This is a genomic window from Caballeronia temeraria (assembly GCF_001544795.2).
Classification (GTDB): domain Bacteria; phylum Pseudomonadota; class Gammaproteobacteria; order Burkholderiales; family Burkholderiaceae; genus Caballeronia; species Caballeronia temeraria.
Window position 1 is genome coordinate 114,545 of the sequence record NZ_FCOI02000013.1, and the last position, 15,551, is coordinate 130,095.

The window sequence follows — 15,551 nt, forward strand, 5'->3', positions numbered from 1 at the left end:
CTGATCGCGCTGTTGGGATGCGCTTGAGACGTTGCCCGGTCAGACCATCCGCGTGGACGTTCGAATGAAAGCCAATAAGCGACAAACTGGCAGGAGCGGCATTGAGCCGTCATCCTGTCTGTCTATGATGACGTTTTAGTCTCTCAGGCTTAAAACAATCTTAAGGACCGGCTCGCGCATGATGCGGCACGCGCAACCGAGCCAGAACGGGCGAATCTTCGCGCATTCCGTTTAGCGTCATTGCTTAAGCACATTTAGTCGCTTCTTTAGCGCTTGCTTATCATTTGCATCGAACAAAGCGATGATGATAAGGCGGTTCATCCGCCGTGGAAAAATATGCCGAATGACAGCGGCGTGAAAGCGGCGGCACGTCACCGAGTGGAAACTTTTCTTGGTTTCCAGCAATATGTTTGCTAGCATGTAATCGAGTCACAGTCGCCGCTTTACGTTTCAGTCTAAAGAGTCGGCACCGTGGCGTGGCATTCAAACGGACCCTTCGAGGTCGATAATAAACGAAAGCGCACGCACGTCGCGCTTCGCGCTGCATCGCTCGTATCAAGTGTATTTCGCAAGTCATCGCTGCGCTGGCCGCGGTGTAGCTTCGTGCGTCATGTCGCCGGGGCATCGTGCAAGATGCGATAAGCATAGACGTTTTACGCATTTCGTGTTCTTCGCTATTCGCGCTCTTTCTTTCGGCGCGGGAAATACAAATACGTGATTTTCATAAAACCAGTTCAGCCCAGTCTTTGAAGATAGTTCGCTTTAGCGTAGCTGCTTTGCGTGATAGCTTTTAAAGATGCGAGCAAATCGACGTAGCGCCGCGGCGCGCGTCGCGCATAACGCTGGCGTTGCAGGTGATTTCTTTATTGCACCGGTTTCCGTCGTCGATCTTCGAATGACGGTGGGATTGTCACACGCATATGATCCGCGCACCATGCGGGAGGAAACGTGGAAACGGAACTCAGTCAACGGCTTGCGAAAGCAATATGGCGATGTGCGTCACACGGGCAGGTGCTGACCTACCAGCGCTTTCATGCATTATGTGACAAGGGTGTGCCGCTTCCCGAGCGCTATGCCGCACTCGAATCCGCGATCAAGACACTCGGCGACGTGCGCGATATCGACTACGGCGTGCTCATGGCGCTCGACAGCGGCTTGCCCGGCGCGGAGTTTTTCCAGCGCTACTTGCGGCATCGGCATGGTGAATACGTGATGCAGATGGGCGATCCGAAATATCATCGTCAGACACTTGCACGCAAGCGCACGCTCGTCCAGCGCGAGCGGGACCGCGTGTATGCCCATGCACGCATGCTCGAAGAGCAAAGGGCGCAACAGGCAGCGTAATACAGGCCCGGGCTCTAAGCTTCGTTCGCTTCGTCGAGCCCAGCCTTTGCAAGCACCCAGGCACAGAAGCATTTCACTTTCTCGACATCGCGTTCATTCTCGCGATAGCAGAGAAAGTGCGTCTCCCTCGCGAGCGGCGCGAATACACCCGCGCCCAGCTCGATCAGATCACCGCGCGCAAGCTCACGCTCCGCAAGGCGCGTCGTTTCCAGCGCGACGCCCATGCCATCCACTGCCGCCGATATCGCGAGCGCCGCCCGGTCGAATGAAGGGCGCGGCCCGCGCGGCATTTCGAGTCCGTTGAGCGCGAACCAGCCGGGCCACGTCACGCGGCTCAATTGGGAGTCGATCAGGGTCATGTGCCCGATCTGATCCGATGCCGGTACACCTTTTTGCAACAGCAACGGCGAACACATCGGGATGATGCGCTCCATACCCAATGCTCGCGACACGACGCCCGGACGATCATGCGCGAATCCATATGAAATGGCGACATCGACTTCGCGCGCGCGTGCAAGGTCGGCAGGCTCGGCATCCGATGACAGACGTATCGTCACGTTCGGATGCGCCTGCATGAATTCGGGCAGACGCGGCCCGAGCCATTTCGCGGCGAAGCTCGGCGCACAGTGCACCGCAAGCACTTGTGCAAGCGGATCGAGCGTGACCTCGGCGCAGGCGGCCTCGATTACATCGAACACGCGGCCCAGGCTCTCGTGCAGGCGCCGGCCTTCGGAAGTCGTCTCCACGCGCCGGTTGCGCCGATGAAAGAGCGGTCTGCCGAAATACTGTTCGAGCTCCTTGACTTGATGACTGATCGCCGATTGCGTGAGGTGAAGCTCGCTGGCGGCGAGCGTGAAGCTCTCGAGACGCGCAGCCGCTTCGAATGCGCGTAGGAGTACGAAGTTTGGGATGCGCCTCATGGAAACACCTTATGCATGAACGCCTGTCATGGTTGGATGAACAAGCATCGTTTGTCTTTCTCGTTTGAGGTGACGAACATGTGAGCGATCACGATGCATGACATAACCAGGAGACAGAGCATGAGTTCCCACAGTCCGGTCGCTTATCTGGCAGGCGATGAATCGTCCACGTATGCGAAGGTCACATGGCGTCTGTTGCCATTTCTCTTCGTGTGCTATCTCTGCGCGTATCTCGATCGCATCAACGTGAGCTTTGCGAAGCTGCAGATGCTCAACGATCTTCACTTCAGCGAAGCCGTCTATGGCGCGGGTGCGGGCGTGTTCTTCATCGGCTATCTCCTGTTCGAGGTGCCGAGCAATCTCATTCTGCTTCGCGTCGGCGCGCGGCGCTGGATCGCCCGCATCATGGTGACATGGGGCATCATCTCCGCAGGCATGATGTTCGTCACCACACCGACGAGCTTTTACATCATGCGTTTCATGCTCGGCGTGGCCGAAGCGGGCTTCATTCCCGCGATCCTGCTGTATCTCACATACTGGTTTCCCGCGTCGCGCAGAAGCAAGGTCACCGCGCTCTTCATGACCGGCATTCCGATGTCGGGCGTCATCGGCGGGCCGCTCTCGGGATGGATCATGACGCATATGAACGGCGCGCACGGAATCGCAGGCTGGCAATGGCTCTTTCTGCTCGAAGGTATTCCGACGGCAATCTTCGGCGCAATCGCTTACTTCTATCTCGACGATAAAGTCGCCGACGCGAAGTGGCTCAATGATTCGCAGAAGGCCATGCTCGAAGCCAATCTGCTCGACGAAAAGCCCACGCATGCGCTGCATTCCGTGAAGGACGGCTTGCTGCACCCGAAGGTGCTGCTGCTTTCCGTAACTTACTTCTTCTTCACGATGGGCCTCTACGGCGTGAGTTTCTGGCTGCCGACGCTCGTGAAGGCGAGCGGCGTGACTGATCCGCTCGATATAGGCCTGCTTTCGGCCATTCCCTATGCGGCGGGCGCGATCGCGATGCTCGCGGTCAGCCACAGCTCGGACAAGCATGGCGAACGGCGCTGGCATCTGGCGGGCGCGGGTTTCGTCGGCGCGATCGGCCTGTATCTGAGCGTGGTCTATGCGCACTCGACGCTCTTCGGCATGATCGGACTCACGCTCGCGACGATGGGCGTCGTCACGACCATCTCGCAGTTCTGGGTTCTGCCGCCCGCGATTCTCAGCGGCGGTGCGGCCGCCGCGGGTCTCGCACTCGCGAACTCCGTGGGCAGCATCTCGGGCGTCGTGAGTCCGTGGCTCATCGGCGTGATCCAGACGCATTCTGGCTCGACGGGCAGCGGCGTGCTGGGCCTCGCAGCAAGTTGCGTGATCGGCAGCCTGCTCGTGTTCGCGGTGCCCGCCGCGCTCGTGAACAGCCGCCGACGTGCCGATTGACGACCAGGCGTCGCGCGAGGTGGCAGATGTCACGTCGCTTCCGATTCGCGATCGCGCTGTTCGTTCAGCACGAGGCCGAGACGTTCGACGAGATTCTTGCGCGCGTTGGCCGTGTGCAGATCGGTGAGTTCCGCGGCGCGCCGGCCGTCGCCTTCGGCGATGGCGGCCGCGATTGCGGCATGTTCGTCCCAGATCGACTTGCGTTGTCCCGATGCCTGAAGCACGGCGCCCATCACGCGGCGCAGATGAACCCAGTGCATCTGCGCGGTCTCGGCGATCAACGGATTGCCCGAGGCCGTATAGATTGCGTGATGGAAGGCCATGTCGGCATCGATCATCGCTTTGACGTCATCGCTCTTCGACACGCGTCTGCCATTCGCGATGATCGTCTTATCGATCTTCGCGCCACGTTCGGCGGCGAGCCGCGCCGCGAGTGAATCAAGTGCGCCGCGAATTTCATAAAGATGGCTGATCCACGCAGGATCGAGCGGGGTGACGAGCAGGCCGCGACCCGGCGCATCGACCACGAGTCCGTCCTTCTTGAGAAGGCGCAGCGCTTGCAGAACGGGCGAGCGCGAAACCGCAAGCTGTTCCGCGATCTCTTCCTGCGTAATGCGTGTTCCCGGCGCGAGCGAACCGGAACTGATGGCGTCGAGCAGCACCTTGTAGACCTCGTCCACATAGTCGGTGCGAGCCTGAAGCTTGAGAAGTTTGGCGGGCATGATTTCGACCGGAATGTCTGGATACAGAATACGGCAAGAGTACAGCGCGCCCGCGCGGGCCGTCAACGCGAAGCTGTTCCGTGCCTGATCCGGCTCGCGTTTACCCATAGAGACAACGCCAGATTGCATCGCTAATCTTTGTATACAGAGTTCCGAGTTCAGTAACCAGAATTCTGTCCTCGGCATCACACCATCAAATCCCACTCGAAACAGGATTTCCCATGACCATCAAATCGGACAAGCTGGAAGGGCAGAAAAGCAGCGGTGGCGCAGCCGCGACGGTCAAGAAGCTCGTGCCCTACGGCGGCTATTACGTGAACAAGGTGCCTGGCCACGATCCGGAATTGACGGAAACCGGCCCGGGCACGCCGATGGGCGAATACATGCGCGCCTTCTGGCATCCGGTCTGCATGTCGATCGAACTGACCGACACGCCGCGCTTTCTGAAGATCCTCAGCGAGGAACTCGTCGTGTTTCGCGATGGCAGCGGGCGCGTCGGTCTGCTGCATGCGCATTGCGCGCATCGCGGTGCGTCGCTCGAATATGGCTCGATTCAGGAGCGCGGCATCATGTGCTGTTACCACGGCATGGTGTTCGACGTGGACGGCGCGTGCCTGCATGTGCCGTTTCCAAAAGGCGAAGAGAAAGAGGCTGAAAAGTACGCATGTTCCATTCGTCAGGGCGCATATAAGGCGGTCGAACGTCATGGCCTCGTATTCGCCTACATGGGACCGCCCGAAAACGAGCCGCCGTTTCCGGAATGGGAAGGCGATTACACCGTGATGCCCGGCGATGAACTCGTGCCCTACAGCAATTTTCAGCATTGCAACTGGCTGCAAGTGCAGGACAACGCCGCCGACAACTTTCATCCGACCGCATTGCACGCCGCAAAAAACGTAGTGAAAGGCCAATTCCAAGGCACGACCTTCGATGAAGTCGGCGCGGCGTCCATGGAAGTGGCGCCCGACATGCACTTTCAACCGGTGCAGCAAGGACGCAGTCTTGCGTGTGCGGGCGCGCGCCGTGTCAACAAGGATCGCCTCTTCGTGCGCGTGCAGCATCAGGTACTACCGAATCTGAGCCTGCATGCGTATACATCGGAAGATGGTTCGAAGAAGAAGCTCTTTTCGCGCTTCCATATCATTCGCTGGACGGTGCCTGTCGACGATGAGAACAGCAAGATGATCGGCTGGCGTGTGATGGGTCCGGGCATCGATACGCGCGGCATCGGCAAGAAAGAACTCGTGGGCTACGAGTCGATCGACTTCCTCGATGGTCAGGTCGCAATGCGCCGTCCCGAGCGCTTCGGCGCATACGGTATCGAGGACATCGTGCCGATTCCGCCGAATCATCGCGAGCGCGCCAACTACAAGCAGGCGCAATACGCGCCCGGCGATTACGAAGCGATCATCAGTCAGCGACCGATCGCCGTGCATTCGCTCGAGAATCCGACGAAGTTCGACGCGGGCGTGTTCCTGTTCCGCAAGATGCTGCGCGATGCATTGCGCGGCGCGAATCCGGCAGCATCGGCACACAACTTCGCGGAATGGTTTCGCGAAAACGCAGGCGCGCCGAATAGTTTTTGCTCGGGCAATGTATTCGAAATTCCGGAAGGCGAAACCGTCGAGGAAGAAGTGGTGCGACGTCGCAAGGTGACGAAGCAGATCGTCGCGATTCTCGCGGAAAGCGAGAAGTTCAAAGGCGAAGCGCGTGCTGCATTCGTGCGTGAGCGTTTCGAGGAACTCGAACACTCGATGAAGCAATAGGGCGGCCAATGCGAGGGCGCATTGCGTCCTCGCTAAAGCGGATCATCGATTCGAGGAATGTCGATCATGTCAACACAACCCATTTCAACCGAAACGCAGGGGCAGACTTTGAACCTGCTCGTGCGTCAGGTCCGGTTCGAAGGCCGGGGCATCAATTCATATGAACTCGTCGATCCTGACGGCGCGCAATTGCCGCCATTTTCAGCGGGCGCGCATATCGACATACATCTTGCGGGCGGCGTCGTGCGGCAGTATTCGATCAGCAATGCGCCGCGCGAACGACATCGCTATGTGATAGCCGTATTGCGCGATGAACGCGGGCGCGGCGGATCGAAAGCGCTTCACGAGCAATTGCGGGTGCAGGATATCGTGCGCGTGAGCCGGCCGCGTAACAACTTTCATCTCGTCGACGGTGCGCGCCGCGTGTTGCTGATCGCGGGCGGCATCGGCGTGACGCCATTAAAAGCGATGGCGCACGAACTCGACGATGCGGGCATCGACTATGAAATGCATTACTGCGCAAAAGATGCCCGGAGCGCCGCATTCGCCGACGAATTCGAGTCGATGCGCGCGAGCGGACGCCTGCATTTTCATTTCGATGGCGGCGATCCTTCTGCCGGACTCGATATTCGCGACTTGCTGAACGCGCCGGGTGAAGGCCAGCACGTCTATTACTGCGGCCCCGGTGGATTCATGAACGCATGCGCGGCCGCCGCGCAGCATTGGCCGCCAGGCACGGTGCACTTCGAGCATTTCAAGGCGCCTGAACGCAGCCCCGGCGAACACGCTGCCAACGATGCGAACGATAGCTTCATCGTGCGCATCGCGAGGACGGGGCAGGAAATCGAGGTGACGAAGGACGAGAGCATCGCCGAAGCATTGGCGGGAGCGGGCGTGGCGATGGAAACATCGTGTTGCGCGGGTTTGTGCGGGACGTGCAAGGTGCGCTATCTCGAGGGCGAGGTCGAGCACAACGACTGCATCATGAACGATGAAGAGAAGTCAGAATATCTGACCGCATGCGTGTCGCGCGCGACGAGCAAATTACTCGTACTGGATCTTTGATCGACGATGGAGTCTCCATAGATATAGAGGGGCAGATAAGGTGACTTGTCTGCCTTTTGTCCTTGTGCCGGCGAATGTCTCACATGGAAATGAGCGGTAGATAACACAGGCTATGCCTTATGCGCCAATAGCTAGTCTGATCGTACACATTCCCCGGATGAAGCGCGTTATACAGGAGGTGCTTAATATAATCGTCTCATAACCTCGCGATCCCGTATTCGACGGGACGTTGACGGCCGGACATGGCAAGGCAAGACTTCGTGTCATCGCTCTTCGCCTGCCACCAAAGACGAGGACGAAACGAAAATGAGACCGGTTGTATTCGGGAATCGCTTCGGATGGCTGCATGCGGGAAGCGGCAAGCGCGGCGTGGTGCTATGCAACACGTATGGACACGAATACGTGTGGACGTATGGCGGAATGCGCTATCTCGCGGATGCGTTGTCCGCGCGCGGCATATCAGTCCTGCGTTTCGACTATCGGGGCACGGGCGATTCTGCGGGCGTCGATCTCGCACCCGATCAATTCCAATCATCGGTCGACGATGTCAACGCGGCCGTCGATTGGCTTAAATCGTCGGCGGGGATCGAACACGTCACGTTATGCGGCTTTCGCGTGGGCGCGGCGTTCGCACTTACAGCGGCGTTGCGCCAAACTGTCGACGAACTCGTTCTGCTGGCGCCCGTCGCGAGCGGTCGCGTGTATATGCGCGAGTTGAGCATCGTGCGCAAGACGTGGCTCGAATTGCTTGCGCCGCCCTTGCGCGAGATGCAGCAAGACGATGCGCCGCTTAACGTGCTCGGCCAGGTCTATAGCGATCAATTCAAAGACTCGCTAGAAGCTATCGATCTCGTCGCGAGGGTGAAAGGCGCTGCAATTGCGCCGGCGCGGCGTGTCCTGATCATGAATCTCAGGGCGGGCGGCAAGGACCCGTTGCGCGATGCACTTGCGGAAAAAGGCGTCGAAGCACAGGCGCGTCCGTTCGAAGATCTCACTGGCTTTCTTCAGGAAACGGCTTTTAACGCATTGCCGCGCGCCGCGTTCGCCGAGGTCGTCGACTGGATCGCGGGCAGTGCTTCTCCGGTGAAGCAAGCGAAGTCCAATGTCAATGCCGTCGACTGGCCGGCGCTTAAGATAGAAACGCCCGAAGCGATTGAACGTCCGGTGCGCATCGGCCAGGAAAAATTATTCGGCATCTTGTGCGAGCCACGCAAGCGCTCCGCGCAAGGTCCGGTGTTTCTGATTACGAATACTTCTGCAAGCGCGCGTGTTGGCGACAGCCGCTTATCAGTACGCATTGCGCGCGAACTCGCTCGGCGCGGCATCGCATCATTGCGTTTCGACGCGCGGGGCCGAGGCGACAGTCCGGCCGCACCGGGTGCAGTGCAATCCGATACGGCTTTCGGCCGCATCTATAACCCGATCGCAACCGAGGATACCGCAACCGCCGCTCGCTGGCTCGCACGACAGGGCTATAAGTCCATCTTCGCGTTCGGCGTGTGCTCGGGCGCTTACCACGCGCTCAAAGCGGCCGTCGTCGAAAATGCGATCACTGGTGTCATCACGGTGAATCTGCCGACGTTCAAACGACCTGCCGACGTCGCGCCCGATGGATTGCGTCAATCGACCCGCAATTCGATGGCGGGCTATGCCATGTCGATGCTCGATCCGCAGAAATGGAAGGCGATTTTGCGCGGTGAAAAGCAGTTGATGCGCGTAGTGCGCTTCGTACTGGAATATGCGGCGACACGCGCGCGTTCGAGGATCGTCGATGTATTGCGGCTCGATCGTCTGAGCAGCACGCCGCCCGAACTGGCAACCGAGCCCGGCGCGATGATCCGCGCGCTCGACACGAAGGGCGTAAAGACCGTGCTCGTCTATGGCGCATACGATGCAGGCATGGATCTTATCGCCGCGCATTTCGGAAAGCAGGGCGCGCGGTTGTCGCGCTTTCCATCGGTGCGGATGGCTATCTTTTCGGACCTGGATCACGCGCTCTTCATGACGTCCGGTTCGGCTCAGGTCATCGCGTTGTGCGAACGCATTGCCAGGCAAGTTGCTTCACCGATTGCCGATCCGGTCTTTCCGGGCAGGGAATCCGTGGCGCTGTGATGAAGGCAGGGCGTTTCGGCGGTTGTGCATGCGTCAGCGAGTTCACGGCGTCTTGAGTATCCTTCCGTATTGGAACGCGCCCGACGCAGGGCGGAGTCCACCGAAAACCCATGTCAGCGGATTTCGTTCGGCGTGTCTGTGCCGCGAGAGCCGCAAGACGCCATGCACAGGAGTCTGGCGATGTCGATCGAGAACGTTCTATACCGTGCGCATGCTCATGTCACCGGCGGGCGCGATGGCCGCGCAACCGTGCCCGAAAGCAATCTGGATCTCAAACTGACGACGCCGGAAGAACTCGGCGGCGGTGGCGGCGACGGCACCAATCCCGAGCAACTCTTTGCCGCGGGTTATAGCGCATGTTTCATCGGCGCCATCAAATTTGTCGCCGCTCGCGACAAGATCACATTGCCGAAAGATGTCGCGGTCGATGGCAGCGTGGGCATCGGTCAGATTCCGAATGGCTTCGGCATCGAAGTGGAACTGAAGATATCGCTGCCGGGCATGGATCGCACCGAGGCGCAGGCGCTCGTCGACAAGGCGCATATCGTGTGTCCCTATTCAAATGCGACACGCAATAACATCGATGTCAAATTGACGCTTGCGTAAGCAGCGTGGACGTTCGAGTGTCGGATTTCATGACGCTCGAACGTTGTTTGCCACATGCGCGGCCGAATCCTTGAAAATACCCGCAAGAAGGCAGAAAGCGCAGTTGTTTTGACGTCGCGCGTGTTCACGCGGAGGAAACGATGCTGACATCTGGAATCGATCACATAGGTCTCACGGTGCGCAATCTCGACGCAACGCGTGACTTTTTCGTTCAATGTCTCGGCTGGCAGGTTGCCGGCGAGCGGCCCGAATATCCGGCGGTGTTCGTATCCGACGGAAAGTTATTGATCACGTTATGGCAGGTGAAGGACGAAGCTGCGCCAATAGCTTTCGATCGGCGCAAAAATATCGGGCTTCATCATCTCGCGTTGCGCGCGACGGATGAAGCCGCGCTTGCGACCATTCTCGAGCGCGTCTCGACATGGCCCGGCGTGACGGTCGAATTCGTGCCGGAGTTGTTAGGAACAGGTCCGAAGCGGCATATGATGATTTATGAGCCGGGCGGCATACGAATCGAATTCGATTTCGATCCTCGCCTTTAGCCTAAAGCGCGAGCGCAAAGAAAAGGCGGAGTCGCGAACGACCTCCGCCGTATATGGATTCGCTATCAGCCGATTAGAAAAGGCGCGCGGTCTTTCACGGATGCGAGCCATGCAGGTGCACGGCCGCGCCCGCTCCACGTTGCGCCGCTTTGCGGATCGCGATAAAGCGCGGGTTGAGGACCGCGCGGTTGTCCCTTGCGCTTGACTGCGGCGCGCGCCTTTTCCTTGGGCTTGGCTCCTCGCGCGCTCGCACCCACCGCGAACTTGCTGCGGTCCTTAGCGTTCGCGATCCAGCCCGGCGCACGTCCACGGCCGCTCCAGGTTGCGCCGGTCTTGGGGTCCCGATAAGCCACTGTGCCTTGCTTCCTGGCAGAACCCGCGCGGCCTTTCTTCTTGCCTGTACCGGAATACTGTTCGATGTCGGAAACAGTCAATCCATGCTTCGACATCAAATCATGAATCTTTTGCAGCGCGCTCTCGGATTGCTTGGCGACGAGCGCATCGGCCTTCGCCTGAAGTGCTTCTATACGTGCCTGAATACTTTCTAGCGTTGACATGACTTTCCTCTAATAGATTGTCGACCGCACTATGCCATGCACATCTGCAAGGCGCTAGAGGAGATTCGTGCAAATACGTGGCAACCGAGATTATAGAAAGTTTATTAACGCCATTAAGTGGCGAGACGCACACTGCAAATCGAGTTTGCAATCTGGTCGAAAGATGTAATCCAATCGTTGCTTTTGTACAAGCTTGACAGGACTCTATTCCAGAAATGCCGCGAGGCATCTACGGTGCGCCCTTCGGAAGTTATTGTTGTATGAGTGGCCGGGCGCAGGAGGGGAGATCGCGTCATGCCGGCTAGGCCCTCATGCGAATGCGGGCGCAGCCGTTGTCGCTCAAGCGGGAATGACTATTGAATCAACTACCGCGATACGTGCCGAAGCTCCACGGCGAACAGAGCAGCGGCACGTGATAATGCTGTGTCGCGTCCGCGAGTGTGAAACGGACCGGCACGACATCGGCGAACACATCGGGTGTCTTGAAGTAATCTGCGACCCAGAAACGCAATTCGAAACTGCCTGCGCGCGCTTGCGCAGCCGGGAGGATCGGCGAATCGGTGCGCCCGTCGCGATTGGTGCGCGTGCGTGCGAGCAGCGTGGGCGGCTGAGTGCTGATGTCGAATAACTCAATCTGCATCCCGGCGGCGGGTTTGCCGAGCGCGACGTCGAGTACATGCGTGGTGATGCCTGCGGCCATAGTGTCTTCTCCTGATCTCGCGTTCTGTTCGTGTTTTGCTTAACTGCCGCGGTAATAGTTGTAGCTCCACGGCCCGAACAGTACGGGCAGATGAATGCGCTGATTGACGTCGGTGATGCGAAAGCGCAGCGGAATCTTCGAGAGAAACAAGGGTTGCGGGAGGTCCGCCTTGCGCGCGGCGAAGTAATCGTCCGCATGCAGCAACAGCTCATAGGTGCCCGCACGATACATGTCGCCGATAAGAAGCGGCGGCTCGCTGCGACCGCTCGCGGCCAGCGTGATCGTCTGCAAGAGTTTCGAGCGCCCATCTTCGATCGCGAACAGATCGACGCGCATGCCCGCGGCGGGCGTGCCGTGCCATGTGTCGAGTCCGTGCATCGTGAGCCGCGGGCTCAGGCCGTCTTGCTGCACCGGTCCCGTGGTCTGGTTCGGCGCGGGTGCGTCGGCGGACAGCGCGGCTTTCGCCATCAGCATGCTGCCGCCGAGCGCCACCGATTGCAGGGCAAAGCGACGGCGACTGACGTCGAATGCCGGGGATGTGTCTTTATCGCGCATATTAGGCCTCTTGTTTGTTGCCGAGCTTGCGGATGCCGATGAGCACGAGCACCGCTGCGAGCACCTCGATCACCGCCACGAGGTACAGGCCGGTCGTCACTTTGCCCGTCGCGTTCTTGATGAGCCCCATCACATAGGGCGCGCCGAATCCTGCAAGATTGGAGACGGAATTGATGAGTGCCACGCCGATTGCGGCCGCGCTGCCCGCGAGATAGCGATTGGGCAATTGCCAGAACACCGGGATCGCACTCATCGTGCCGACGAGCGATGCCGTCATGGCCAGCAACGCGATGACCGGCGAGATCTTATCGAGGCCCATCAGCACGGCGAGCACCGCCATCGAAACGCCGCCGACGATCGCCGCGCCGCTGAAGTGCCAGCGCACTTCATTGCTGCGGTCCGAGTGGGCACCGTTGATGATCATGCCGGCCGCGCCGCACAGATACGCAACCGCCGCGATCCAGCCGACCGCCATCGGCGTGCCTATGCCTACATCCTTGATGACCGTGGGAATCCAGAACGTGAGCGTGGAGTTCGCGCACAGCAGGCAGAAGAAGATCGCGATCAGCAGCCATACTTTGCGATTCCTGAAGAGCGAGCGCCAGTCGTGACCACGTTCGCCCATCGCGGCGTTATCGCGTTGCAGTGCATCGAGCACGACGCGCTTTTCATCGTCCGACAGCCAGCGTGCCTGCTCGGGCTTGTCCGTCATGTAGAAATACGCGAACACACCGGCGAGCACCGAAGGAATGCCTTCGATGACGAAGAGCCATTGCCATCCGTGCATGCCATGAACGCCACTCATCGACGTCATGATCCAGCCGGCGAGCGGACCGCCGAGCACGCCCGCGATAGCCGATGCAGACATGAACGTGCCGAAAGCGCGCGCACGCCGCTGCGACGGATACCAGTACGTGAGGTAGAGGATCACGCCCGGATAAAACCCTGCTTCGAATGCGCCGAGGAGGAAGCGCAGGACATAGAACTGCGTGGGCGTGCTGACATGCGTTTGCAGCATGCAGATAATGCCCCAGCAGATCGTGATGCGCATGATCGTCTTTTTTGCGCCGATCTTCTGCAGCAGCATGTTCGACGGCACTTCGAAAAGGAAGTAGCCGAGGAAGAAAATGCCTGCGCCGAGGCCATATACCGCTTCGCTGAAATGCAGCGAATCCAGCATCTGCAGCTTGGCGAAGCCGATGTTCACGCGATCCAGCCAGGCGAGCACCCATAGCACGCCGAGAAACGGCAGCAGGCGCCACGAGACCTTTCGATAGACGCTCGCTTCGGCGCTTTCGGCCGCGCTCGCGAAGACCGGCATCTCCTGTTTGATGAGCGACATGGTTTCTCCTTTCCAGTCGGTTTGCGTCGCGCGGCTGCGGCCGTGCGTTCGGTTGGAAGCAAGTATAGAAACGGCCAAAAAATCGGGAACGGGGGATGGGCCAATAGGCCCCATAGCAACGCGTATATGGGTCGAAAAGCCTTGTGTGATGCGGCTCCGCGCGCTTTCTCGCGGCGCCTTTCGCGACCTATGGATTACCCTAGCGCGCCTCGCATGATGCGGTTGCTGCGATGACGGCTGGCAAAATAGCGGCGCGGCCATGCGAACAACGGAGACCTGCAAATCACCATGAATCGCACCGACGATCCATTCGATACCTACCTGCTGCGCGTGCTGTGCACGCTGATCGGCGAGCGCAGCGTGTCGCGCACGGCCATTCGTATGAACCAGTCGCAGCCGGCCATCAGCTCGGCGCTCAAGCGGCTGCGCGCCATCTTCAACGACCCATTGCTCACGCGCGAAAAGAACGTGATGGTGCCGACCGAGCGCGCGCTGCAGCTCGCGCAAAGCGCGCAGGCCGCGTTGAGTGCACTCGATAACCTGCTCGTATCGGACGATCATTTCGATCCCGCAACCACTGAGCAAAGCTTTACCGTGGGAATGCCCGACTATCTGGCTCCGCCCTTTTTTGCGCATGTCGTGCGCGAATTCAGGCGCGCTGCACCGCATGCGCGCATCGTGGCGGTGCCGCTTTCGGCTTCGTTCAACTACGAGCAGGGGCTATCCGAAGGCTCGCCGGATATCGTGATCGGCAACTGGCCCAATCCCCCCGAGCATCTGCACTTGTCGGTGCTGCTCGAGGACGACGTCGTGTGTGTCGTCGCCCGCGATAGCGTGTACGCGCAATCAGGCAAGTTCGATGCCCAGGACTATCTGAGCGCGTCGCATATCGTGCCGACGCCGTATTCGCGCGATCAGCGCGGCGTCGTCGATACCGGACTCAGCACCATGCGCGTGCATCGCGACAACCGCGTGAGCTGCCCGTACTTCAATCTCGCGCCTAGCCTGATTCCCGGCACCGATCTCATTCTCACGACCGGCCGGCACTTCGCCAACTATCACGCGCAGCATCTGCCGCTCGCCGTGCTCGAACCGCCGATCGAATTTCCCTTCATGCGCTTTTATCAGTTGTGGCATCCGTCGCGGCATCGCTCTGCATCGCACGTATGGCTGCGCGGAATGCTGACGGCGGCCGCGCAGGAATTACGTGCGCTGCGCGACATGAATCGCGCGTAGGGTTATTGCGTTCTGTTATGCGGTCAATAGGATCAGGTGTCTCGCCGCTCGATCACGCGCTTCCTATACTCGGCACGAATCGCCATCGATATGCCATAGGAGAGCCGTTCATGTCACAGCCGATCAATCTGGAGCCGGTCAACTCGCTGGATCGCACTGCCTTTGTCGGTGCGTTTGCCAGCGTGTTCGAGCATTTTCCTCAAGCGGCGGAAGGCGCGTGGAGCGTGCGGCCATTCGCTTCCGCCAGCGCGTTGCATGACGCCATGATGGATGTCATCCGCAAGCTCGACGACAAGAGTCAGCGCGCATTTCTCAATCTCCACCCGCTACTTTCCGGCGCGAACATTCGTTCGGGAACGATGACGGCGGATTCGGATGCGGAACAAAAGAGCGCCGGACTCGATGCAATGTCGACGGAGCAGGAAGCTTCTCTCGATCGTCTCAATGCGGCCTATCTGGAGCGCCACGGTTTTCCGTTCATCATCTGCGTGCGGCATTACACGCGTGAGGGGATTTTCAGTGCGCTGGAGCGTCGCATCGGGCGCAGCACGCAGCAGGAACTCGACGAGGCCCTCGCGCAAATCGCGGCGATCACGCGAGCGCGTCTGAATGCGCGACTATCCACATTGAATTGAGTCAACGAGGCTGAC

15 protein-coding genes are annotated in these 15,551 nt (G+C 59.4%); 9 read left to right on the forward strand and 6 right to left on the reverse strand.

Annotated features, from left to right (window positions below; all coding sequences use genetic code 11):
- Positions 1-948 precede the first annotated feature (948 nt).
- Positions 949-1,344 carry a hypothetical protein gene (locus tag AWB76_RS19715; protein WP_061161822.1) on the forward strand — a complete coding sequence of 132 codons (396 nt, stop codon included), beginning with the start codon at positions 949-951 and terminating at the stop codon, positions 1,342-1,344.
- Between the two features lie 14 nt (positions 1,345-1,358).
- Here the strand turns inward: AWB76_RS19715 and AWB76_RS19720 are convergent, their stop codons facing one another.
- On the reverse strand, positions 1,359-2,264 hold the full coding sequence (locus AWB76_RS19720) for a LysR substrate-binding domain-containing protein (protein ID WP_061161823.1): 906 nt from the start codon (positions 2,262-2,264) through the stop codon (positions 1,359-1,361).
- Between the two features lie 120 nt (positions 2,265-2,384).
- Here AWB76_RS19720 and AWB76_RS19725 point away from each other — a divergent pair, with 120 nt between their 5' ends.
- Complete coding sequence (locus AWB76_RS19725; protein WP_061161824.1) at positions 2,385-3,698, forward strand: MFS transporter; 1,314 nt, start codon at positions 2,385-2,387, stop codon at positions 3,696-3,698.
- A gap of 29 nt (positions 3,699-3,727) precedes the next feature.
- On the opposite strand, the gene AWB76_RS19730 is transcribed toward AWB76_RS19725, so the two are convergent.
- Positions 3,728-4,420 (reverse strand): GntR family transcriptional regulator, encoded by a 693-nt coding sequence (locus AWB76_RS19730; RefSeq protein WP_061161938.1) that lies wholly within the window; start codon positions 4,418-4,420, stop codon positions 3,728-3,730.
- 221 nt (positions 4,421-4,641) lie between these two features.
- Between AWB76_RS19730 and AWB76_RS19735 the strand changes: the two genes are divergently transcribed.
- The 5 genes from AWB76_RS19735 (at position 4,642) to AWB76_RS19755 (ending at position 10,511) form a co-directional block, all read left to right on the forward strand.
- Complete coding sequence (locus tag AWB76_RS19735) at positions 4,642-6,186, forward strand: Rieske 2Fe-2S domain-containing protein (protein ID WP_061161825.1); 1,545 nt, start codon at positions 4,642-4,644, stop codon at positions 6,184-6,186.
- A 66-nt stretch (positions 6,187-6,252) separates the two neighbouring features.
- On the forward strand, positions 6,253-7,251 hold the full coding sequence (locus AWB76_RS19740; protein WP_061161939.1) for a PDR/VanB family oxidoreductase: 999 nt from the start codon (positions 6,253-6,255) through the stop codon (positions 7,249-7,251).
- Positions 7,252-7,557: 306 nt separating this feature from the next.
- The gene (locus AWB76_RS19745; RefSeq protein WP_063936365.1) at positions 7,558-9,363 is read left to right on the forward strand and encodes an alpha/beta fold hydrolase; all 1,806 of its coding nucleotides are present in this window, start codon (positions 7,558-7,560) and stop codon (positions 9,361-9,363) included.
- Positions 9,364-9,543: 180 nt separating this feature from the next.
- Positions 9,544-9,969: an organic hydroperoxide resistance protein gene (locus AWB76_RS19750; RefSeq protein ID WP_061161941.1), complete on the forward strand. Its 426-nt coding sequence runs from the start codon at positions 9,544-9,546 to the stop codon at positions 9,967-9,969.
- A gap of 140 nt (positions 9,970-10,109) precedes the next feature.
- Complete coding sequence (locus AWB76_RS19755) at positions 10,110-10,511, forward strand: VOC family protein (RefSeq protein WP_061161826.1); 402 nt, start codon at positions 10,110-10,112, stop codon at positions 10,509-10,511.
- A 65-nt stretch (positions 10,512-10,576) separates the two neighbouring features.
- On the opposite strand, the gene AWB76_RS19760 is transcribed toward AWB76_RS19755, so the two are convergent.
- The 4 genes from AWB76_RS19760 to AWB76_RS19775 form a co-directional block, all read right to left on the reverse strand.
- Complete coding sequence (locus AWB76_RS19760; protein ID WP_061161827.1) at positions 10,577-11,068, reverse strand: H-NS family nucleoid-associated regulatory protein; 492 nt, start codon at positions 11,066-11,068, stop codon at positions 10,577-10,579.
- Positions 11,069-11,429: 361 nt separating this feature from the next.
- Positions 11,430-11,768: a hydroxyisourate hydrolase gene (uraH, locus tag AWB76_RS19765; RefSeq protein WP_061161828.1), complete on the reverse strand. Its 339-nt coding sequence runs from the start codon at positions 11,766-11,768 to the stop codon at positions 11,430-11,432.
- A 39-nt stretch (positions 11,769-11,807) separates the two neighbouring features.
- Positions 11,808-12,323, reverse strand: coding sequence for a hydroxyisourate hydrolase (locus AWB76_RS19770; RefSeq protein WP_061161829.1), 516 nt, complete (start codon positions 12,321-12,323; stop codon positions 11,808-11,810).
- Between the two features lies 1 nt (position 12,324).
- Positions 12,325-13,665 (reverse strand): MFS transporter, encoded by a 1,341-nt coding sequence (locus AWB76_RS19775; protein ID WP_061161830.1) that lies wholly within the window; start codon positions 13,663-13,665, stop codon positions 12,325-12,327.
- A 288-nt stretch (positions 13,666-13,953) separates the two neighbouring features.
- Here AWB76_RS19775 and AWB76_RS19780 point away from each other — a divergent pair, with 288 nt between their 5' ends.
- Together AWB76_RS19780 and uraD are read left to right on the forward strand one after the other, a co-directional pair.
- Complete coding sequence (locus AWB76_RS19780) at positions 13,954-14,901, forward strand: LysR family transcriptional regulator (RefSeq protein ID WP_061161831.1); 948 nt, start codon at positions 13,954-13,956, stop codon at positions 14,899-14,901.
- A 110-nt stretch (positions 14,902-15,011) separates the two neighbouring features.
- Positions 15,012-15,536: a 2-oxo-4-hydroxy-4-carboxy-5-ureidoimidazoline decarboxylase gene (gene uraD / locus AWB76_RS19785; RefSeq protein ID WP_061161832.1), complete on the forward strand. Its 525-nt coding sequence runs from the start codon at positions 15,012-15,014 to the stop codon at positions 15,534-15,536.
- Positions 15,537-15,551 lie beyond the last annotated feature (15 nt).